This is a genomic window from Vulcanisaeta distributa JCM 11216, assembly GCF_001315985.1.
Classification (GTDB): Archaea; Thermoproteota; Thermoprotei; order Thermoproteales; family Thermocladiaceae; genus Vulcanisaeta; species Vulcanisaeta distributa_E.
Map to the genome: position 1 here is coordinate 150,163 of NZ_BBBI01000004.1, position 19,067 is coordinate 169,229.

The 19,067-nt window shown below is 46.5% G+C and carries 25 protein-coding genes and 3 pseudogenes; 10 read left to right on the forward strand and 18 right to left on the reverse strand.

Annotation, left to right across the window (positions count from 1 at the left end; all coding sequences use genetic code 11):
• Positions 1–65: 65 nt before the first annotated feature.
• Together JCM11216_RS16530 and JCM11216_RS05040 are read right to left on the reverse strand one after the other, a co-directional pair.
• Complete coding sequence (locus tag JCM11216_RS16530) at positions 66–245, reverse strand: hypothetical protein (protein WP_243675233.1); 180 nt, start codon at positions 243–245, stop codon at positions 66–68.
• Positions 246–301: 56 nt separating this feature from the next.
• Entirely contained in the window at positions 302–829 is a 528-nt protein-coding gene (locus JCM11216_RS05040) for a metallophosphoesterase (protein ID WP_243675234.1), read from the reverse strand.
• A 51-nt stretch (positions 830–880) separates the two neighbouring features.
• On the opposite strand from JCM11216_RS05040, the gene JCM11216_RS05045 reads away from it, so the two are divergent.
• Positions 881–1,396, forward strand: a complete 516-nt coding sequence (locus JCM11216_RS05045; RefSeq protein WP_054853497.1) for a GNAT family N-acetyltransferase — start codon at positions 881–883, stop codon at positions 1,394–1,396.
• Here the strand turns inward: JCM11216_RS05045 and JCM11216_RS05050 are convergent.
• The 8 genes and pseudogenes from JCM11216_RS05050 to JCM11216_RS16550 all read right to left on the reverse strand — a co-directional run bounded on the left by JCM11216_RS05050 (position 1,373) and on the right by JCM11216_RS16550 (position 6,889).
• Positions 1,373–2,558 (reverse strand): annotated as a pseudogene (locus JCM11216_RS05050) (NAD(P)/FAD-dependent oxidoreductase). The gene JCM11216_RS05045 and the pseudogene JCM11216_RS05050 sit on opposite strands and share 24 nt — an antisense overlap.
• Before the next feature lie 84 nt (positions 2,559–2,642).
• Positions 2,643–2,822, reverse strand: coding sequence for a hypothetical protein (locus tag JCM11216_RS16535; RefSeq protein ID WP_243675235.1), 180 nt, complete (start codon positions 2,820–2,822; stop codon positions 2,643–2,645).
• A 16-nt stretch (positions 2,823–2,838) separates the two neighbouring features.
• Positions 2,839–3,552: an MBL fold metallo-hydrolase gene (locus JCM11216_RS05055; RefSeq protein ID WP_243675236.1), complete on the reverse strand. Its 714-nt coding sequence runs from the start codon at positions 3,550–3,552 to the stop codon at positions 2,839–2,841.
• 184 nt (positions 3,553–3,736) lie between these two features.
• The gene (locus tag JCM11216_RS05060; protein ID WP_054853498.1) at positions 3,737–4,201 is read right to left on the reverse strand and encodes a hypothetical protein; all 465 of its coding nucleotides are present in this window, start codon (positions 4,199–4,201) and stop codon (positions 3,737–3,739) included.
• Positions 4,202–4,275: 74 nt separating this feature from the next.
• On the reverse strand, positions 4,276–4,785 hold the full coding sequence (locus JCM11216_RS05065; RefSeq protein ID WP_054853499.1) for a hypothetical protein: 510 nt from the start codon (positions 4,783–4,785) through the stop codon (positions 4,276–4,278).
• Positions 4,786–4,932: 147 nt separating this feature from the next.
• Positions 4,933–5,088: a PLP-dependent transferase gene (locus JCM11216_RS16540; protein ID WP_243675247.1), complete on the reverse strand. Its 156-nt coding sequence runs from the start codon at positions 5,086–5,088 to the stop codon at positions 4,933–4,935.
• Positions 5,088–6,740, reverse strand: a complete 1,653-nt coding sequence (locus tag JCM11216_RS16545; protein ID WP_243675237.1) for a PLP-dependent transferase — start codon at positions 6,738–6,740, stop codon at positions 5,088–5,090. The genes JCM11216_RS16540 and JCM11216_RS16545 overlap by 1 nt, the downstream gene beginning before the upstream one ends.
• The gene (locus tag JCM11216_RS16550; protein ID WP_243675248.1) at positions 6,740–6,889 is read right to left on the reverse strand and encodes a hypothetical protein; all 150 of its coding nucleotides are present in this window, start codon (positions 6,887–6,889) and stop codon (positions 6,740–6,742) included. Before JCM11216_RS16550 ends, JCM11216_RS16545 begins: the two co-directional genes overlap by 1 nt.
• 336 nt (positions 6,890–7,225) lie before the next feature.
• Between JCM11216_RS16550 and JCM11216_RS05080 the strand changes: the two genes are divergently transcribed.
• Positions 7,226–7,978: a metallophosphoesterase family protein gene (locus tag JCM11216_RS05080; RefSeq protein WP_054853501.1), complete on the forward strand. Its 753-nt coding sequence runs from the start codon at positions 7,226–7,228 to the stop codon at positions 7,976–7,978.
• A gap of 61 nt (positions 7,979–8,039) precedes the next feature.
• A pseudogene (locus JCM11216_RS05085) lies at positions 8,040–8,739 on the forward strand (PD-(D/E)XK nuclease family protein).
• On the opposite strand, the gene JCM11216_RS05090 reads toward JCM11216_RS05085, so the two are convergent.
• Positions 8,740–9,348 (reverse strand): DUF996 domain-containing protein, encoded by a 609-nt coding sequence (locus JCM11216_RS05090; RefSeq protein WP_054853502.1) that lies wholly within the window; start codon positions 9,346–9,348, stop codon positions 8,740–8,742. It lies immediately after the preceding pseudogene.
• Between the two features lie 388 nt (positions 9,349–9,736).
• Here JCM11216_RS05090 and JCM11216_RS05095 point away from each other — a divergent pair, with 388 nt between their 5' ends.
• On the forward strand, positions 9,737–10,417 hold the full coding sequence (locus JCM11216_RS05095) for a hypothetical protein (RefSeq protein WP_054853503.1): 681 nt from the start codon (positions 9,737–9,739) through the stop codon (positions 10,415–10,417).
• On the opposite strand, the gene JCM11216_RS05100 is transcribed toward JCM11216_RS05095, so the two are convergent.
• Positions 10,391–10,924, reverse strand: a complete 534-nt coding sequence (locus JCM11216_RS05100) for a PaREP1 family protein (protein ID WP_054853504.1) — start codon at positions 10,922–10,924, stop codon at positions 10,391–10,393. The genes JCM11216_RS05095 and JCM11216_RS05100 overlap by 27 nt on opposite strands.
• A 124-nt stretch (positions 10,925–11,048) precedes the next feature.
• Between JCM11216_RS05100 and JCM11216_RS05105 the strand changes: the two genes are divergently transcribed.
• Positions 11,049–12,002 carry an aldo/keto reductase gene (locus JCM11216_RS05105; protein ID WP_054853505.1) on the forward strand — a complete coding sequence of 318 codons (954 nt, stop codon included), beginning with the start codon at positions 11,049–11,051 and terminating at the stop codon, positions 12,000–12,002.
• A gap of 101 nt (positions 12,003–12,103) precedes the next feature.
• Here the strand turns inward: JCM11216_RS05105 and JCM11216_RS05110 are convergent, their stop codons facing one another.
• From JCM11216_RS05110 to JCM11216_RS05120, 3 genes are all read right to left on the reverse strand, one after another.
• Entirely contained in the window at positions 12,104–12,529 is a 426-nt protein-coding gene (locus JCM11216_RS05110) for a type II toxin-antitoxin system VapC family toxin (RefSeq protein ID WP_054853506.1), read from the reverse strand.
• Positions 12,519–12,749 (reverse strand): type II toxin-antitoxin system CcdA family antitoxin, encoded by a 231-nt coding sequence (locus JCM11216_RS05115; protein WP_054853507.1) that lies wholly within the window; start codon positions 12,747–12,749, stop codon positions 12,519–12,521. The genes JCM11216_RS05110 and JCM11216_RS05115 overlap by 11 nt, the downstream gene beginning before the upstream one ends.
• A 69-nt stretch (positions 12,750–12,818) precedes the next feature.
• Positions 12,819–13,109, reverse strand: a complete 291-nt coding sequence (locus tag JCM11216_RS05120; protein ID WP_054853508.1) for a hypothetical protein — start codon at positions 13,107–13,109, stop codon at positions 12,819–12,821.
• 230 nt (positions 13,110–13,339) lie between these two features.
• Between JCM11216_RS05120 and JCM11216_RS05125 the strand changes: the two genes are divergently transcribed.
• From JCM11216_RS05125 to JCM11216_RS05135, 3 genes are all read left to right on the forward strand, one after another.
• On the forward strand, positions 13,340–14,191 hold the full coding sequence (locus tag JCM11216_RS05125; RefSeq protein WP_243675238.1) for a hypothetical protein: 852 nt from the start codon (positions 13,340–13,342) through the stop codon (positions 14,189–14,191).
• A complete protein-coding gene (locus JCM11216_RS05130) occupies positions 14,188–14,841 on the forward strand; it encodes a hypothetical protein (RefSeq protein WP_243675239.1) in 654 nt (217 codons plus the stop codon). The genes JCM11216_RS05125 and JCM11216_RS05130 overlap by 4 nt, the downstream gene beginning before the upstream one ends.
• A 71-nt stretch (positions 14,842–14,912) precedes the next feature.
• Positions 14,913–15,491, forward strand: a complete 579-nt coding sequence (locus tag JCM11216_RS05135; RefSeq protein ID WP_054853511.1) for a hypothetical protein — start codon at positions 14,913–14,915, stop codon at positions 15,489–15,491.
• Between the two features lies 1 nt (position 15,492).
• Here the strand turns inward: JCM11216_RS05135 and JCM11216_RS05140 are convergent.
• Positions 15,493–16,417, reverse strand: a pseudogene (locus JCM11216_RS05140) (2-oxoacid:ferredoxin oxidoreductase subunit beta).
• 125 nt (positions 16,418–16,542) lie between these two features.
• Here JCM11216_RS05140 and JCM11216_RS05145 point away from each other — a divergent pair.
• Complete coding sequence (locus tag JCM11216_RS05145; RefSeq protein ID WP_054853512.1) at positions 16,543–16,821, forward strand: hypothetical protein; 279 nt, start codon at positions 16,543–16,545, stop codon at positions 16,819–16,821.
• On the forward strand, positions 16,785–17,084 hold the full coding sequence (locus JCM11216_RS05150; protein ID WP_243675240.1) for a 2'-5' RNA ligase family protein: 300 nt from the start codon (positions 16,785–16,787) through the stop codon (positions 17,082–17,084). The genes JCM11216_RS05145 and JCM11216_RS05150 overlap by 37 nt, the downstream gene beginning before the upstream one ends.
• Before the next feature lie 6 nt (positions 17,085–17,090).
• Here the strand turns inward: JCM11216_RS05150 and JCM11216_RS05155 are convergent, their stop codons facing one another.
• Together JCM11216_RS05155 and JCM11216_RS05160 are read right to left on the reverse strand one after the other, a co-directional pair.
• On the reverse strand, positions 17,091–17,480 hold the full coding sequence (locus JCM11216_RS05155) for a hypothetical protein (RefSeq protein ID WP_054853528.1): 390 nt from the start codon (positions 17,478–17,480) through the stop codon (positions 17,091–17,093).
• Between the two features lie 10 nt (positions 17,481–17,490).
• The coding region (locus JCM11216_RS05160; protein ID WP_243675241.1) for a hypothetical protein at positions 17,491–19,067 on the reverse strand (1,577 nt) is incomplete at its 5' end.

Consider the following 19,067-nt stretch of genomic DNA (forward strand, 5'->3'; position numbering starts at 1 on the left):
CCAGACCACTAGCACTAACTAGTCTCCGCATTCACTGAGGACATGGTTAAGGAATTATTAAGTAATTACCTCATAAAGTCCAGTATTGATGGCCCACCGCTCCTCTCATGCTTAATTTCCTGGCAATTAATGCTTATTGACCTTAACCCCCCCTCACTACCGACTTCAAGTATTATTGGCTTCCAAATATTTGTGAAGGCGGCATTGATTATGTAGGAATTACCAGACTTAACGCACCTAACCACCGAGTTATGGGCGTGACCATGTATTGCGATAACATTATTACTAAAGATTACATCCTCTAAATCCCTAACCCCCCCAAGACTCGGCCAAATCCTTGGTCCTCACCCTGGAGGGTCTTAAACGTTGGTGTATAGTGCATTAGCAGGATTGTTAATTCCCTCGAGGAGTTAATGGTTTTCTTAAGCCACTCAACCCTGCGTCTATACGTATCAGTTATGTGAGGTATGTGCTTTAATTGCCACGTTGTTGGTCTCTCCAGGGATCCCTTTGAACCGATTATCCTGAGTGTCACGTCATTTATCGTTAATTTAATCACATCGTCATCAAGCCACTTAATGACATCGAGTTCCCTGGCCCTTGGCATGACCTCATCGTATTCCTCATTGCCTGGTACAGCAATTATTGTGTCACTTAGTTTCTTTAGTTCGTTGATTAGTATTTTCAATCCCTCAATCTTCCCCTCCTTCATTAGGTCACCAGCTATGAATATGGCATCGAACCTACCAAGGCCCTTAACAGCCTCCCTAAACCTTGGGAAGTACTTTGGCGAGTGAATGTCTGCCGTGGCGAGTATCCTAGCGACCATTTAATAAGTGATAAAGCATATTATTAAATTACTTTTTTGGGTCTATGGTAAATGAATAGCGGCTTTGAATTACGAAGGTGCGACCCAGACAGTGATATGGACATAGTAGTGGGTCTCGAGAGGGAGATATTCAAGCCAAGTGAGCAGTACACCCTAGGCTTCATTAATTGGTTATGTAGAAACTGCACTAATTACTCCTACATAGCGTTCATGGGTGGTAAGCCCGTGGGCTACATAATATCATGCATAGAGGGCCTTGGCAGGGGTCACGTGATATCCATCGGGGGGGTCCTTAGGGACTATAGGAGGATGGGCATTGGCGGTGCACTCATGTGCAGGTCAATATGCTCAATGGCCGAGAGGGGGGGAATTGACCACGTGATACTTGAGGTTAGGGTGTCAAACACGCCAGCCATAACACTTTACAGAAAGCTTGGCTTCGATGTGAATGGTGTATTAAGGAGTTACTACAATGATGGTGAGGATGCGTACCTAATGATACTTGAGGATGATAAGTTTGAGGCATTAATAAGTAAATGCTGCTCAGTAGCCAAACAGCCTCCTTAGGTACGTCTGCATCCAACGATCCTTCTGTACCGTGTAGTCCCTCTTAGGCTCAGTCCTTACTCGGCTTTGGTGGCTGTTGCGTGTAGTCAAAGCCGAATTGAACACTTATAGTCTCCAACCTACCCTCAATATTGCCGACATAGGCCCAACCAACGAATGCGTACTGCACGGACACCCTCTCATTGCTGCCCAGGTCCTCTAGGATCTTATTAGTGGCGAATAATGCACTTTCAAACGCAATCTCCTGATTCTTTGGATATGGCAGTTTCGCCGCATCGCCAGCAGCCAGCACATCATCAAACCTAGGACTTCTCAGGTCTGTTGGTGACCTAACCTCAACCCAATCAGTGCCAAGGCCAGCATCCCTTACGAATGACGGGACCCTGTTAGGTTCAAGCATCGCCAGTAGGTCATACCTATACCTCTCGCCACTCTTCGTCACGACTTCCCTATCGCTCATCTCAATTACTTCCTGGTTAGTGACTAACTCAATGCCCGCCTTATCATAAATCGTCTTAACAACATCAGCGATTACGGGCGGCTGCGTCTTATCATTCGCATCAATGTGTATTATCCTGACCTTATCCCTAACACCCCCCCTATACTTAAGGATTGTGTGAATGAGCAGTGCCGTCTCGGTTGGTGCAGGGGGGGCGCATCTATAAGGTGCCTTTGGTGCGTACACAATCACAGTGCCCTCATTCATGCTCCACACCCTATTCTTAAGCACATGAACCCTACCTGGGTCGTAAACATTCGCATTCATGTACCAGTACTTCTCATAGCCGTTTATTGACGAGCCATCAAAAACCACGCCAGGCGCCAGCACCAGGTAGTCATAGCCTAGGCTTCTTACTTTATTACCGAGTAGTGTCTCGGTGTAATTAACAACCCTATTACCCGGGTCAATACTAACCACGTCACCAGTAACCACATTAACGCCCCTCAAACCAACCTCCTCATAACCCCCCCTGATAATCCTTCCATACTCCTCCTCATTAGTTAGTAGTAATGGTCTCGTGGGTCCACCCATGTAGTGCCTATCCCTAGTTATCACGGTGACCTCAACCAGGTCCTTGGCCTTTTCAATCAGCGTGTTTGCGATTGTTAACCCAGCAATCCCACCACCGACAATGACTACCTTTTTACGGGACATACCCATCAGGGCTTGGTTAAGCCACGTGAATATAAAACAACGCCCTAAGTCAATGGTATTTAGGAAGGAATACCCAGTTCAGTTAAAATATCACTTCCTCAGTCTTGACACAATCAGTTTATTATCCACGGCATCAATGGTTAGTAAGCCATCGTCAATAAGCCAGGAAATGAAAGATAGCAGCGCGGAGCGGTTGAGTAGGTAATTATGCGGTGAATCAATGCTTATGCCTAACAACGAGAATACCTTCACAATTAGGTCCTCAAGCACCACAGAATCATTAATGCTATTTAGGACGAGCCCCCCTCAGCCTATTTATTGCGTTTACATTCTCGTTAATAACGTTAATGGCATCAGGAGGTTTTAGTACATCGCCGTGGGCAGGCACGACGTACCTATACCTACTCACATCCTCGGAGAGCTTCCTAAGGCTTTCAAGCGCAAGCCCCGCATTTAAGTGATATGGCGCTCCATACTTTCGAATAATGTCTACTGGAAAGAAGGAGTCGGCCGTGAACAATACATTACCATAGGATATACCGACCATACCCATCGTATGTCCAGGCAGCGGTATTGCCTCAAACCCCCCCACCTCCCTACGTAGGTCATCCAAATCCCTAACCGGCACACCCTCAGCCTCGAGGAGCTTGGTCCTAAGTAACTTGGGTGGGAACGAACCGAAGAGGTAGAGCGGCTCAAGCACGGGCCTCTCTATGAATGGTTTATCCTCAGGCGTTGCGTAGACCGCGGCGCCGCTCCTCTTAACGATTAATGCATTACCGCCAATGTGGTCTGCGTGGTGGTGTGTATTGATTATGGCTCGAACCCTCAGGTTTAGGGGGGGCTTAATTGCGTTGAGTATTCTACGCCCTGAGTCCTCATCAATCCCCGTATCAACTATCACGCACTCACTATTATCAATCACAAGCACGCCGGCATTAGTCCTACCAAGCACCACATACACATTGTCTGAAAGCTTCTGCAATCTCTGTGCCTGCATTATTGATAATACATTAATTAGCTTTTAAGTAATTCGGTATATCCATAGACGTAATCATTTATTTATAACTTATTAACTTAATATTGAATATCAAGTTTCGCCAAAGGTATAAGATTTGTAATCATTAAAGTGTAAAGTAAAATTGGCCCCCCCTGAATATAACAACTTAGTGCAATAGTTTAATTTAGTAATATTTACGTTTATATGGCAGTAATACGAATGCCGCTGTTAAGGTTATTAGGGCTGCGGTTGTGAAGGCCCACTGCACGGTCATCGACGTTATAGGCAATACTAGAAAGGCTCCTGTAAGTCTCCCAGTCTCTCCCACAACGGTGCTTGTGGAAAATACTCCAGGCAGTACATCACTTCTCCACTTGAGTTGTACGAAAGTCGTTATGGCTATCCCAAACAGAGCCATGAAGAGCCAGCGGGTTAAGGCAAGGGTCCAGGCAATTACGGGACTACCAACGACACCCATTAGGCCGGTGGCCACGGCCATAACAGCCACGGAGATAATGGCGATTACCAACTCACGCCCTAGTCTTAATAACCTACGGCCAAGGAAGCCACTGATTACACTACTTAAGGGTGGTGCTGAATATACTAGGGCTAATTCGTAAGTGCTACCCCCCCTGGACCACATGACCATCAGTGTTGGGGTTAAGCTATAGGCTATGCCCAGCAGGAACGAGTTAAGGTAAATCAGCCTGGCCTCGGAAAAGATCAGCCTCTCGCCCCCCCTTTATACTCAAACCGTGGAAGTAATAATGCCAGCAGGTAAAGGGGGGGTATTGCTAGGTAGAGCCAGGTAGGCTTAACAAATAGAGCCATTGCAACACCCACTAAGTCACCCAGCGAACCCATGATAACCCTCTCCGAGTTCACACGACCAAGTCCCTCCTTACCGACTAAGCTTGGCAGTATTGAGGATACGTGGACGCTTAACATGCCCATGAGTAGCGCGGCAATGAATAGGCGTATATCAAGAAGGTTAATGAGAAGGAATAGGGACGTAAAGGAATAAAGAGCCCTGGTAATCTTGACCCTAACCAACACGAAGGTGGCGAGACTCGATAGTGAGTAGGCAATGGTAACCAGAAATAACCTAAACCCACTAGTACCTGAGGTGAACAACGCCCATAGAAACACGTACGTAAACAAAAACCTACTTAAAAACGATAGTAAATAAATCATAATTATTATACTGTGTTTTTTACTTATTGTCTTAATCATGAAAATTCACGATAAAATAAATTCTTTAACATTAAAAATCCTTTTCTTTTCATTTTACATGATTTTCTCTTTTAATTTTATTTCCATTTATTTCTAAATATATAGTATATTATTTTTAATATTTATGGTTTATTAATAAACAAATTTTTATGCATAATTAAGTGCCTGGTTAAGGTCGTTAATTATGTCCTCGGGGGGGTCCTCGAGACCTACGCTTAGTCTAAGTAGGTTGTCCTTAATGCCTGCCCTGGCCCTATCCTCGGAGCTCCAGTGTGCGTGTGTTGTGCTCGCTGGGTGCGTTATTATGCTCTCAGTGCCCCCCCGAAGCTTACGCTCGGTATTATCATCTTCACGTGCTTATAGACGGCCATTGCCTCCCTCAGGCCACCCTTTACCTCAAAACTTACAATACCACCGCAGTTACTGAGTAATTTCTTGGCTATTTCGTAGGTTTCGTGACTATCGAGGCATGGGTAGTAAACCCTCTCGACCTTTGGGTGGTCCATTAGGAATTCGGCTACGGCTTTAGCGTTCTCCTCGTGAGTCCTCATCCTGATATGGAGTGTCTTTAACCCTCTATCAACTAGAAATGCAGTGAAGGGCTCCATAATCGTACCGAGGAATCTCCTCCACTCCCAAACGCCCTTAATCCTATCATCACTCCCAATTATGAACCCAGCCACAGCATCATTATGCCCACTGAGGTACTTGGTGGCGCTGTGAATCACGAAATCCGCACCGTGACTAATCGGCGTGCTGCCCATTGGCGTGGCTAGAGTATTGTCGACAATGACTACGGCGCCAACCTCGTGGGATGCCTTAACTATCTCGGGGATATCGTAAACCCTAAGGAGTGGGTTTGATACGGACTCAATAAATACCACATTGACGCCATTCCTTAAGGAGTTAATGACGTTGTTAGTACCCGGGTCTGTAATTACCGTCTTAACGCCAAACCTGCCCAGCCTCTCCATAAGGACAAGTGTTGAGCCATAGACGTCAAGGGGGGGCATGAGCACGGTGGAGTCCCTTGAGAGTAGTGCCATCATTAACGTGGTTATTGCGGCCATACCGCTGGATGTGCCGAGGGCATCCACGCCGTGCTCAAGCTCAGCCATCTTACTCTCCACGGCATGAACCGTCGGATTATCCTCCCTACTATACTTAAGCGGTACCACGCCGTGTAAGGACGGCCTTTGCTCGGGCTCCCTATAATCGAAGAGTGAGGTTTGGTAAATGGGTTCAATAATGGAGCCAACATCATCATTAACATGCCTTACACCTCCACGCACGCTCTTTGTACCCTTGCCCACGAAATTCACGATTTTGACAGAGGTATTAAGTATTGCGTACCTAATCACTGATTTTTGACCTAATGTTAATTTCAATCTCCTGACTAATCTCACGCCCCTCCTCGCGGTCTCCTCAATCATCCTCATAATCAAGCCCCCCCTAAGACCACCCTCCTCGGCAACCCTGATACCCCTAATGGTGACGCCGCCGGGTGTCGTAACCTCCTCAACAACCTCCCACGGTCTTCTAAACTTAAGTAACTCGGTACTGGTTTCCAGGGTACCCACGGCTAACTCCCAGGAGATGTCGGTCGGTACGCCAAGCAGTAGCCCAGCCTCCCAGAGAGCCTCGAGTATCAACGCCATGAAGGCAGGCCCCCCCGAGCCACTAATGGCGGTTATCGCATCCATATAACGCTCATTAACGACAATGCACCTACCCATGGAACCAAATATGTCGCATGCCCTCTTAACATCATCATTGGACGTTCTCGAGCCAGGCGCAATGGCAGTCACACCCCCCCTCTCAATAACAATGCCTATATTAGGCATGGCCCTAATCACCTTAGAAGGCACAATACCCTCAATAACGCTGGTGGTAACCCCCCCTGCAACCACGGAAATGAGTAACTGATCACTACTAAGGACATCACGTATTGGCATCAAGGCATCAGGGACTTGATACGCTTAACGGCCAGTATCACCATGTCTGCATCCTTAACAACCTCCACGTTATTCGTGGTCACAAACACGCCGGGTAATTCACGCCTAACCCTACTAACGCTCTCAACCCTCCTAACACTACCGCTTATATTAGCAGGATCAACGCCAGACTTATTAGGGACTTGGCTATGGCAGTCCCTATTTTACCAAGCCCGATTATTGCGTACCTGGCAATAAAACCACCCAACGCATTGCAATGAATCACCTATTTATAAGCATTACGTGGATTATAGATAATATAGATTGATCAGCCCGGTGATCCACGTCATCGCATCCAACGGCTAGGATCTCATCACTAAAGCCTTAAAACCAAAACCCACTTTAAACAATTATTGGTGATGAGGTTCAAGGGCCACGAGCGATGAGGATAAACGGCGGAGTACTGACCATTAAATATTAAATAATGCACGTTAAATCAATGCATCATGAACCAAGTGGCAATTACGGCATTACTAACGCTGGGACTAATCATTGCATTGATGATTTACGAAATGCCATTCACGTACAGCAATGCTTATGTGGCAACGATGGAGTTAGGTGATGACCCATTAATAATCGCCATATCAGACCTACACCTAGAATCAAATAGGAGAGACCTGGGCTGCATTGGTAATTATCTAAGGAGCTTAGGTAAGGATGGCATTTACCTGGTTATTAATGGGGGGGACCTATTTGATAAGGCGCACGGGCAAGTACTGAGCCAGAACCATATTCATGAATTAATACACCGCCTAAACCTGGCGGGCATCAATGGGTTGAGGGAGGTGATCTACGTGATGGCTATGTATGATCATGATCCAAGGGTTGATCATGAGGAGGCTAGGTACAGTATTAATGGTGTTAGCGTTAGGGTTATTCGTGGAGTAATGAAGCTGGTCATAGGCGGTAGGACCTTCTGGTTCCTGCATGGTGATTACGTTGTTAAGAACGGATTAATTGCATCACTAATGAATAAATTACTTAATGGTTCATACGACAGGTTAATTAGGTTCATACTGAGGGCTGGGAGGGATGATTGGGTCGTGATTGGGCACACGCATGTACCCAACATAAATAATGGACTACGCATAGCCAACACAGGTTCGTGGATAGACAGGTTCATAAGCTCCACGAACACCGCAATAATGATTAATGGACTGGGTAACGTGGAACTAATAAGTATTAAATGCAATTCCTAATCGCATCACGGCTAGGTGAAACCATAGATTTAAATTTAAGGATGTGAAGCATAACCCGTAAGTGTCACTGGCCGAGGAGATCAAGAGGGTTTTACTGGAGAACCCAAATATCCTAGTTGAGGTTCTCGTTTCCAGGCCCGAGATTATTTACCAAGCCCTCGCTAAATTAACGCCATGGCAAAACCTAGCCACGAAGCACGATGTAGGGGGGGAACTGAGGAAGTACGTAGATGATAAATTCGAAGAATTAAGGAAGGAGATACAGATGATTAGGGACACGATGGCTACTAAAAGGGATGTCGAGGAACTAAGGAGGTATGTTGATAATCAGATTAAGTTATTATCCATTAAACTTGATGCCCTTGGTGCCCGTTGGGGCGTGGTTAATGAAGATGCCTTTAGAAATGGCGTGAGGGAGATCCTTAAGGACGCAGGTTACACAGTTGAGAAGTGGCTGTACTACGACGCGGACGGCTACGTCTACGGATACCCAAGCGAAATAGAGCTAGACGTAATCATTAAGGATCATATCACCATGATTGTGGAAATATCATCAGCAATAAGGAGGAGCGACTTAATCATCATTAAGCGCAAGGCCGAGCTCTACATGAAGGCTACAGGCAGAACAGTTGATAAGGTACTGGCGATAACGCCATACATAGGCGATAAGAACCCCCGACTACGTAAGGGTCATGGCAGAGAGGATGGGGGGGATAAAGGTAATAACGCCCGAGGGCATGGCAGGGCAGGGGGGGCAGTAATCACGGGTGTTTAACCTCGGTGGTTAATAAGGCGATGCCAATCATTAACCAGGCAATTAGTAGCAGTACTAGCCCAATGATTATCGGCGTCAGTACGGAACCCACTATATAGAGTAAACCGCCAATCCTAACGTAATCACTACCCGTATATGTATAGGTCCTCCTGGCAATGCGGTACATGAATACTGACGAGGCGATTAGTGGTATAGACGCGAAGATGCCCGCGGCCATTATCAACTCCATAAACTGTAGAAGCTCGGTGAACGGAGTATACACAAACCCGGACACGCCATTACGCCCATAATACACGCCAGGCATGCCAATGGCGTGGGTTATAATCATAACAAGCATGGAGAAGGTGGGGGGGTTATGAATGAGGAAGAGCAGGAAAAAGCTAATTATGAATATGGCGAATGCCACAACGGTTAATATGAACCAGGTAATCGCATCGTTCCTCAATGAATTATCATGAAGATTATTGGCGATCTCAATAATTCCCATCAGGAATATAACCATACCAACAACACCCAACACGCCATAGCCAAGAAAACCAACACCAGCGAGTATTGCGCCAACTCCTGTCATAACCCTGGCACTACCCAAGTCCATGGCTAATAATGATGCAGCAAGCCATTATTTAAGCCATTATTTAAGCAATGCACTAATCATATATTGATAAGGGCTAAAAATACATGAAATGCTAAGTAATTAAAATATGACAATAATAGCTATGCCTAATCGAGATTGCGCGTAGTCCCATCTATATGTAATTGAAATAAAGACCTGTGTGAGTAGGTGCGGGCGCGCGCATTGGGCTATGGCATAAATACTATATTTATAAATATTGATTAAATAAATAATTTATTTATTAATTAATTGCTCAAGAGCCTGAAACGTGATTTTATGTTCTATATAGTCCGTATTTCTGACTCACGTATTTAACTTCTTGGGAAGGCTTATATGGTTTTATTTTTGTTAACTATGCAAGTGCTTAGGTATGGATGAGGTGCTAATTGGGTTTGTCGGTGTGGTGATTACGGTAGTGGTATCGGCAGTATCTACGGCGTATTGGTTGGGCGGTAAATTCAGGGGGGGCATTGAAGATAGGCTTAATGAGTTATGGAGGAGATTAGGTGGTATTGAGCCTGAGTTGAGTGGTATAAAGGCTGAATTAAGTGATGTTGAGGCTAGGTTGGATAGGGTTGAGGGTAAGGTTTCACGGCTTAGGAGGTCCATTCTTGACTTTGCAACAACCATACGTAATTCCCAGGAGTTCGTGATAGAGATGCTGACTTACGAGGGCACGTTGAGGCCTGAAGCTGCTTCTGTCATTAGGGGTGAGTTGGGTAGGCTCTTTGAGTCTCTGGTCAGTAGGATTGGTGGTAATCCCTTGACTAAGGAGGAGCTCGAGGAGATTAGGAAGTATATTCAGAAGGAGGAGTTGACGCTTGAGGAGGCGTATAGGTTTAAGGAGCTTGCTTGGAAATTGGTCAGGGAGTATAGGTATAGATTTCCTGACGTGTGGAAGATTTACTGGTACGCAGTAGCTTGGATTGGCTGGGCAGCGAGACTTGAGAAGGAGAGAGGTGTTAAGGGCATTGGCGGCAGGGTAAGTAAGGTCAATAAACTTGGTAATTATGAATCCTTAGGCCTAAGCATTCGATTTGCACTGTGTTAGGTCTATGAATTCCTCCTTAACTAGTTCCCGGTATATGGTTGCCATGTCACTTAGAAATTTACAGATGAATTCCTCGGCATCATCATCGCTTCTAAATACGCTGAATACGCCCTCCCTATCAGGCCCATTATACTGATACCTATGTAATTCAAGGGACGCCAGGGTTAGGTACGGCATCATGGGATTGAGGGCACTGAGTATCTTTGATACCTCAAACATCCTAGTCACTGGCATGAAGGCAATAATATACAGCGCCTCATTAATCCTTTCCCTCAATCCCCCCCTAACCTTAACCCTACGCCTATACACCTTGCTCAATTCATTAATTTCGCCTGCGGATATTGCCGCGAGGAATGATTTCCATGCTTGAAATGCCTTACCGGCGGCGTTTCTAGTCAACCCCCCCTCATCCAGGAACCTCCTAGCCAGCTCAGCCTCGTACCTAGCCTCAAGAAGTCTCGTCCTCCTATAACCATCAATGTCAAACCAGGGCTTTGGAAGCTCCATGGCTAGGCATTAATTGGCTTCATGAGCTAATAAACTCTATGCAATGCCGGCAATAGCTAGCACCAGTTATAGTGTCTGATCACTCAATCCGTGTTTATAACCAGGTCCGTAGAAGCCGTGAGTAATGCACTATAGAGTCCTGGGTAGTACCGGCATTAAGGTTTCGGAGGTTAGCTTTGGCGCTTGGGTTATTGGTACGGGCATGTATGGAGTGCATGACCGCGATCATGACATGGCCCTAATAAGGATGGCCTTAGACCTCGGCATCAATACCTTTGATACCGCGGACATGTACGGTGATGGACTTAGCGAGAAGATACTTGGTGAGGCTCTTAGGGGGGGTTATGACGTTAATGTATTCACAAAGGTTGGTTATGAGGTTGGTAAAATAATTAATGGTAGGCATATCCAGAACTTCAGCGTTAATCACATCATTAATGCCGCCAGGGAATCCTTCAATAGGCTGGGTAGGAGGATAACACTCCTTCAACTCCATAACCCACCGATCAACGTAATTAGGGACAGGGAGTTGCATAGGGCTTTGCTAAAGCTTGTGGAGGATGGGTACGTTGAGCACGTGGGCGTCGCCCTCGGCCCTGAAACGAACATACTCAATGAAGGCTTGGCAGCTATTGATGAGGGTTACGAATCAATAATGTTCGTATTCAACATTCTAGAGCAGGAACCCGGCAGGACATTGATGAGGCGTGGTGCTGAGAGGTCTATTGGCTTGATAACCAGGGTTCCGCATGCCTCAAACGTATTAACGAGTAGGCAGGACATAAACTTTAGGCCAAATGACCACAGGAACCTAAGGGATAGGGATTGGTTAATTAAGGCCTTGGATTTCACGAATACGAGGATTAAGCCCATAGCCCAGTCCCTGGGTATGGACCTGGAGACCCTAGCTATTAAGTACGTGCTTTCCTACCCAGTAAGCACGGTAATGATTACAGCAACAAGCATTGAGGAATTGACGAAGTACGTGGGCGCCGCCGACGGCAATTACCTAAATGATGACACTGTAAGGGCCCTAGAAAGCCTTTACGCGGAATTCACGAAATCGCTCAATGGGTGAGGCATCAAGAACCCAAGTTCCTCATCACTCGCCATCAGTCATGGCGGTCATCTTCACACGGCATATAGCACCGCAGCATTTATATCCATTTCTAGCTGGGATCACGCGTTACCACGTATTATGGCATCAACGAATTCCCCCCCAAAGCTAATGGCGTTACTCGTTGACTTGAGCATTTGCCTATCCTCAGTCACCAACACGAAGCCCATGCTCTCCGCGGCATATACATAACTCGCATCGTAAAAAGTCAAACCCCCCCTACTTACCGACAACCTTAACACCTCGGCAATAGGCGGGTCAGCGAGTATGTTAATCTGCCTTAAAATCTCCTGAATCAACTCGGCGGCTCTGTCAAGGTCCTTAATACGCTTGAATATATATGCCTCCTTCCATAACACATTACCTATTTCATATATTGTTAGGTGCAGTATGTGAATGTTCTTAATGATCCTTCCCTGAGAAATAATATCGCCCCGTTGAACCAATAGGAATAGGGCTGAGGCATCGAGTAGGTACTTACCTTGCATCCCTATCCTCCCTTATTAACCTAACAACCTCCTCCTCACTAACACCACTAAGCAGTTCCCTAAGCTCATCAGCCATCCTCCTCAACCTCTCCCTCTCCTTCTCCTCAATCGCCTCCTCGAGCGCCCTCTCGACAACTTCCCTAATATTTATACCAAGTCTCTCAGCCCTCTCCTTCAACTCCCTCCTAACCCTAACGGTGAGAATCACGGTAGAGCCCACGTATGTAATACCGAATACTATAATATAAATTTTTCGTAATATTAAATTCGTAATACGAAAACCAACATATCAATCCTCCTCCGAACCACAGATCTCATCAATCACCTCATTAATGTCACCATTAGTCTCAAAGTCAATAACCTCAGGCTTATCACCACCAAGCAATGCGTAAGCCACGCCATCACTGCTCAATAGCACGTATGTGCAGGACTTAATGAGTATGTAATCACCAAGCTCTACATAACCCATTGTGTAGAGAGCCTTCCTATAATTATCCTCAACAAACCTAATCAACTTCATGAAAGACTCCACATCACCATCCTCAACACCAACCAACAAATCCTCAATCGAATCCTCCACAGGTTAAGTTCTATGCGGTCAAATAAAAAACTCACCTTGCGTTATTAAGTAATTTAAGTAATGAAATTAAGGGCATAAAACATTTTTTGGGGGGGTTATTGATTAATATTTTTCAAGATAGTATCAAGAAAAATAAAATTAGTAGACAACCATGATCAATTCTGCTCGTCGCATTATTAAGAACATTCGAAGTAAAAAAGCCTAGAACAGAGACTTGTTAACGTATGAAATTGATAGAAATGCATCGATTGTTACCCATAGCAATACTAGTTATTACCATACTAACACTAGCCCATGTGAATTACGCCTTTGCAATACAGCCCACTGATTTTGGGTGGGTATGTGAGCAGGGACCCATGGTTGCTGAGGGCGTTTTATGGACACCGATAATACTACTCAATTCTCCATATGCTGGAAATGCGAGTGCCACCCAGGGTCTCACTTACACGGCAACTTACACGTTCACTTCAGGCCCGGTCACTTTGACAAGCCAGGTCTCAACACAGTTATCTCAAACTATCTATGCAAACAACGGTCAGGCAGTCGGTCTCTTTAGGCTCGATGTTTGGGCGATTTACAGCACAGAGATGGTCGCAGTTCCTTACCCGGCCTATGAGCCGTGCACTCAGTCATACGTGGCCCAAGATCTAGGTCCAGCGTTGGTGAACAACGCACCGTATTATAAGGTCATACAGATATTACCACCGGGGGGGACGACCACGGACCAAAACGAACCTAATCAAGTGTATGCAACGATTTACAATGGGACTGGTTACTACTCCGTAACCTTTAATAATGGCTTTAGCAATAATTTAGTGGGGACATACGATATGTGCAGCGCTAATACGCTTATGACTTTGTTTGTTTCGAGTACATCAACAACGTTACTAACCACTGGCGTGGGTGTTTCGATAAATGGCTATAGCAGTAGCGGTTCTGCCACAATACAGACAACCACAACAAATGCCTGGACCTACACATTGGAGCCAGGTTATATATACACGATATCTAAGGCAGGCGGTCAGGGGGGGCCAGCATACGCCTTTGAGACTCAGCCTGCAATGGTTAGGGGGGGTGAGTGATCATGCCACGTACGATTAAAATCGAAGTTAGTCTTGATCTCTTTCTCGTCGTTTTATTTGGCGTCCTTATTATTGCCGGCCTACTAATTTATGTTGTGAATACGTACTACATGGATGATATAGTGAAGATGCTTGGTTATATGCCTTGTAAGGCTCCATCACTTCCAGAAAGTATTACCTTTTACCCAATACCGGGTAATGAGGATTGGTTATCCCGCAGTGTGGCTGGTCTCGGTATTTCTGACATGAGTGTATTTGTCCTCAACGGTACTTACTATGTAACCAGTGAGTTTTACCTTGAACCCGGCATATACGTGTGCATAGCCCCCCCCAGGGCCGCGGCCGATATATTATTTCTCGGCGCCACAAATGAGAACTTCATCCCTAAGAATGGCTACGGCTATATAAAGTGCGTAACGGGTAATGGACCAACATGGCTTAACGTAACGTTAGGGCCTGGGGCATACGCATTCGTAATTGCGGTATACGGTACAAATCAGACGGGTAAGATATTAACTGTAAAATTGTTAAGGCCTGCCGTCGCCGTTTTAATCACGAATTTTGAGTATTACCCACAATGCGGATACCCGGCATTTGGCAATATATCGGCGTATATACCTAGGGAAAAGCCGGTTTGGTTCCATAACTAATAAACCTAGCCTAGGGTAATTATCGGGGGGGTTAAGTTAAAAATAACGGTGCATTAAGCCTTACTCGGTTAATGGATTCCTCAAGGTTCATAGGGCTTGTGTTGGACCTGCACAATAGGTACGGTAGTGCATTGGGCATTAGTGATGTCTATGCCTACAGTGCCCTGGGCAGGGTGATTAAGGCAGTGGGCACGGTAATAATATCCCCAAACTCACCGATACTCCTCACCAAGACCCCCCCAAGGACGATATCAATGTACCTACTGGGCAATGGCTCAATCCTCGCGTTGGCCGACTTACCAATAAGCACCTCCGCACTTAGGGATTGCGTGGGCGAGAGGGTTGAGGTTACGAACGACCTGTATAAACCACCAAGCACCTTAACGGCCATCAACGTGACCAAGTGCCAGGACGCCATATACAGGGCTGTTAAGGATGTTGGTAGGAAGTACGGCCTCAACCTAGAGGTTTGGATTACGAGCGAGTTGGGGGGGATGGAGGGAATTAAGGTGGTTTATAGAGGTGGTATCAAGGATCTGAAGCACTTGGTTAGGCTCGTCATTTTAATGGCTGCCCTAACGAATGTGAAGGGTGACGGTGATATTGAACCCGTGACTAAATTAATAGGTGATTTAATGAGGAAGTACTGAATCACCAAACCTCCTTCTCCCTGAGTATATCCTCGATGTTAACTATTGTTGAGCCGTCTGGGCCATAGAGTGGGCTCAGGGCTGGCGGTGCCTTTAGGTAGTTGGGCATTTGCTCCATGATCCTCTCCTCATAGGTTGGTACGTACTCATTCTGGTAGAATATGCCAATGGGTATCTTGTCACCCCACTCCATGCCCCTAAGGAAGGCCTGCGTGAGCTTCTTCGTAACCTCCTCCTCACTTGGACTCCTAACCACTGGGTCCCAACCCTGCTCATTCTCAAGCTTGTAAATCCTAGCCTCATACCACTCCTTGGTGTTTACGTCGTTATACGTTGGGCACGGCTGCAGTATATCAATGAATGCGGAGCCTTATGCCTAATGGCCTCCCTAATTAGGTACGCGAGGTGCTTAACATCGTAGGCGTAGCCCCTGGCCACGAACGTGAAGCCCACAGAAAGCGCCAAAACCACCGGGTTAATCGCATCATAAATATTAGGCCTGGCAAGGGCCTTTGTCTTAACACCCCCCCTCCTAAGCGTTGGGCTCGCTTGACCCTTGGTCAGGCCGTAGACGCCGTTATCGAACATTAGGACCGTCAAATCCACATTACGCCTACCGGCATGCACGAGGTGCTCGGCGCCAATACCCATTAGGTCGCCATCACCGCCAATCACTATGACCTCGAGGTTCGGATTAGCCAACTTAATGCCGGTCGCGTATGGTATGGGCCTACCATGGAGTGTATGAGCTCCATTGGCATTAACGTAGTGTATTGCTTGGCAGAACAACCAATCCCGGAGACCAGGAAGACACTGCGCGGATCAAGGTTCAGGTCAGCAAGGGCTTGGTAAAGGGCCTGGAGTATTCCATAATCACCACAGCCAGGGCACCAATCCGGTCGACGCCTCTTCTCAACGTAGTCCATCGGCGTCCTCTTGACCGTGATCTTGACGGTGTTAGACACGGTACAAATGTCAAATGAACCACTTTATAAAGCTATCCCGCCTATTACTGCAAAAGCATTTTTACTGAGGCAGGCCTTGGGAACCCGTGGGTTACTTCTACGGCATTTTCATCAAGGAATTGAACATAACACCATTGATTAAGACACTGCCCGTAATACCCGTGGAGAGGGAAAACCTGCATATGACCATTACGTACATCGGTGATCAAAGGCCGAGCCAGGAGGTAGACGATAAAATCGGAATAAGCATAGGCTCAATACCCTGCTTCAGGGTTAGGCTTGGGCAGTTAGTACTATTGCCGAATACCCTGAGACCCAGGTACTGGCGGTGGAGGTTATTAGCAATGAGCAGTTGGGTAGGTTGAGGTCCACGATAATGAGCATACTAAGGGATTCAGGCGTATCAATTAACGATAAGTACTCAGGCGAGTTTAGGCCGCACATAACGATTGCCTACATAAGATCGAAGAAGCCAGACCCGCAGAACATACTCGAAACAGCCCACGAGATCGGTATCGAGAAGGAACTCCAGGGCAAACCACTATTAATAAGCAACGTTTCCTTAATACTGGCGAAGGAGAACAACTACAGAGAGCTGTCAAGGCACGAATTGCAGTGCCAATTTTAAGTCGAGTCACGAAAACCTAATCACAGGGTCAGCGCCGCGAAACCCCCCCACAACCCTAACCACAAGGCGCGTATTAGCCAGCGGACCCAATAAATAACGGCAATCCTTAAAGGGGGGGCAAACACTGGACTTATGCCTCCTCAATTTATCATCACCATAACTCTCAGTCCTAATGAGTAATAAGTCCCCCCCATCACGCGTATAAATAACCCTATACGGGTAATGAATAAAGACACCACCCACAGGATCCCTAATCACCAACTCCACGTAGTCGGCCATGGATAAATCAACAAATAACGAAGTATCGCTACCCTCAACCTCGCCCACGCGGTATTCCCTAACCACCAAGTTACAGTTACCGGCTCCAGTACTTCTCACGGACCCGCACGAGGTCATTAGCGGCATACTATGGCTTGAGGTTAATGGTAATAGTGTAATCATGATACGGAGAATTACCCAGTTTAGGTGGGGGGGAGGCCCGTGGGCTTTGGGTGGGGGGGCAGTTTAGGTTCGTCATTGCCTTTGTTATTGCCTTTGCCCTCCTTTCCCTGCCCTCGTTTATCGCCTTCTCATGCATCCTCCTCAGTACCTCACAGACCTTGCTGACGAGCTCTGGGTACTTCTTGATCGCATTCATGCTCATATAAACTACGTACTTACTACTTCGCTTATTTAGCTCGACCTCCTTATAACCTGCGTTCTTAAGCCTCGTCAAAACCTCCACGGCGTCGTTATAATCATGTCGTCTAACAATCAAATCCACGAAGCCGCCTTGATTTACGTGGACATTCATCCTTATGCCAGCAACCTCGATCGATGACCTACCCAAGGGTTTGGTCTTTACGTTCGTTAGCTCGATTAATCGCCTAAGCTTATCCGCGTCGGGCAATGTACTTAAGTCCTCGGTCAAAGCCTTTATTGAGGTTTCACTGAGCATCTTCTTAACGAGGTCAACAGCCCTCGAAGTCCAAACCACGTACGTTATTTTATGCTTCTCCTTCTTCTCCCTAAACCCGAGACCCCTCAACCTCTCGATTAAGCCACCCCACAAATCACGCTTCTCCCTGCCCATGTAAAGCCTAACCACTTTTCTCTCGACGTCCACACTACCATCGCCAAGTATTGCGAATAGTAAGAACGACATGAAATCCTCATTATCTAGTTCGCTAGCCTGCTCGGCAACCACGGCCTTACCCTCGAACACGCCCTTATGGTCAGTAGCTATTAATTTCCATGTGACTCCCACGTCATCGCCATTAATGCCCACGCCATTTATGTACATGTGGTTTTTCCCAGGCCATGCAATTAACCAAGCAAAGACCTGCCAAAGCTGGTTGGTGCCCATCACTGGGTAGCCGTCATCGTCAATTGAGCCGTCGGTCAGCAGAAGCCCGTACTGCATTGCTCTCAAGTCGCCATCACCGAACAGCTTAGGCGTGATAACGTGAAAGCCCCTGAGACCGGTTAAGTGCATTATTACTGTCACACCACCTGACTTAGCAACCCTCTTCACACCAATCGTTATATTCTCCGTGTATAGGTGAACTGCGAATGACCTGCTTTTGTTAAATGGCTCACCGCTGATGACTATCCTCGCCTCATTACTCCTCAGCCTTCCGATTAACTCCTCAAGCTCTCTTCGATACTCCCTAAGCCACCTCTCCCTTACCTGACTGGCTAGCTTGAGCATCTTCTTGGCAATGCCACGCATTGCCCTCCTCAGGTTGGTTATGGCTTCATCGTCACTTTCGTTAATCCTCCCCCCCTCAATCCTCGACAACCACTCGCTCAAGGCCTTGATTGACTCGTCAAACGGCGTTGCCTCATCACTAAGCAGTGTGTCTTTGTGTCTCTCTACTCGAGCTAAGAACTCATTGATTAGTCTCATTGTTTCCTCAATGACCTTTGGGTCGTTGACCAATTCACCGCATTTGAGCCTCCTCGAGCCTCTAACCTTCACGCCCCCAGCATACGGTGGCTGGG

What these genes read in the sequence shown, in the direction of transcription:
- JCM11216_RS05040 (WP_243675234.1), bottom strand. Translation starts at nt 829, where the DNA reads ATGGTCGCTAGGATACTCGCCACGGCAGACATTCACTCGCCAAAGTAC.
- JCM11216_RS05045 (WP_054853497.1), top strand. Translation starts at nt 881, where the DNA reads ATGAATAGCGGCTTTGAATTACGAAGGTGCGACCCAGACAGTGATATG.
- JCM11216_RS05055 (WP_243675236.1), bottom strand. Translation starts at nt 3,552, where the DNA reads ATGCAGGCACAGAGATTGCAGAAGCTTTCAGACAATGTGTATGTGGTG.
- JCM11216_RS05060 (WP_054853498.1), bottom strand. Translation starts at nt 4,201, where the DNA reads ATGGTCATGTGGTCCAGGGGGGGTAGCACTTACGAATTAGCCCTAGTA.
- JCM11216_RS05065 (WP_054853499.1), bottom strand. Translation starts at nt 4,785, where the DNA reads ATGATTAAGACAATAAGTAAAAAACACAGTATAATAATTATGATTTAT.
- JCM11216_RS16545 (WP_243675237.1), bottom strand. Translation starts at nt 6,740, where the DNA reads ATGCCAATACGTGATGTCCTTAGTAGTGATCAGTTACTCATTTCCGTG.
- JCM11216_RS05080 (WP_054853501.1), top strand. Translation starts at nt 7,226, where the DNA reads ATGAACCAAGTGGCAATTACGGCATTACTAACGCTGGGACTAATCATT.
- JCM11216_RS05090 (WP_054853502.1), bottom strand. Translation starts at nt 9,348, where the DNA reads ATGGACTTGGGTAGTGCCAGGGTTATGACAGGAGTTGGCGCAATACTC.
- JCM11216_RS05095 (WP_054853503.1), top strand. Translation starts at nt 9,737, where the DNA reads ATGGATGAGGTGCTAATTGGGTTTGTCGGTGTGGTGATTACGGTAGTG.
- JCM11216_RS05100 (WP_054853504.1), bottom strand. Translation starts at nt 10,924, where the DNA reads ATGGAGCTTCCAAAGCCCTGGTTTGACATTGATGGTTATAGGAGGACG.
- JCM11216_RS05105 (WP_054853505.1), top strand. Translation starts at nt 11,049, where the DNA reads ATGCACTATAGAGTCCTGGGTAGTACCGGCATTAAGGTTTCGGAGGTT.
- JCM11216_RS05110 (WP_054853506.1), bottom strand. Translation starts at nt 12,529, where the DNA reads ATGCAAGGTAAGTACCTACTCGATGCCTCAGCCCTATTCCTATTGGTT.
- JCM11216_RS05135 (WP_054853511.1), top strand. Translation starts at nt 14,913, where the DNA reads ATGGATTCCTCAAGGTTCATAGGGCTTGTGTTGGACCTGCACAATAGG.
- JCM11216_RS05155 (WP_054853528.1), bottom strand. Translation starts at nt 17,480, where the DNA reads ATGACCTCGTGCGGGTCCGTGAGAAGTACTGGAGCCGGTAACTGTAAC.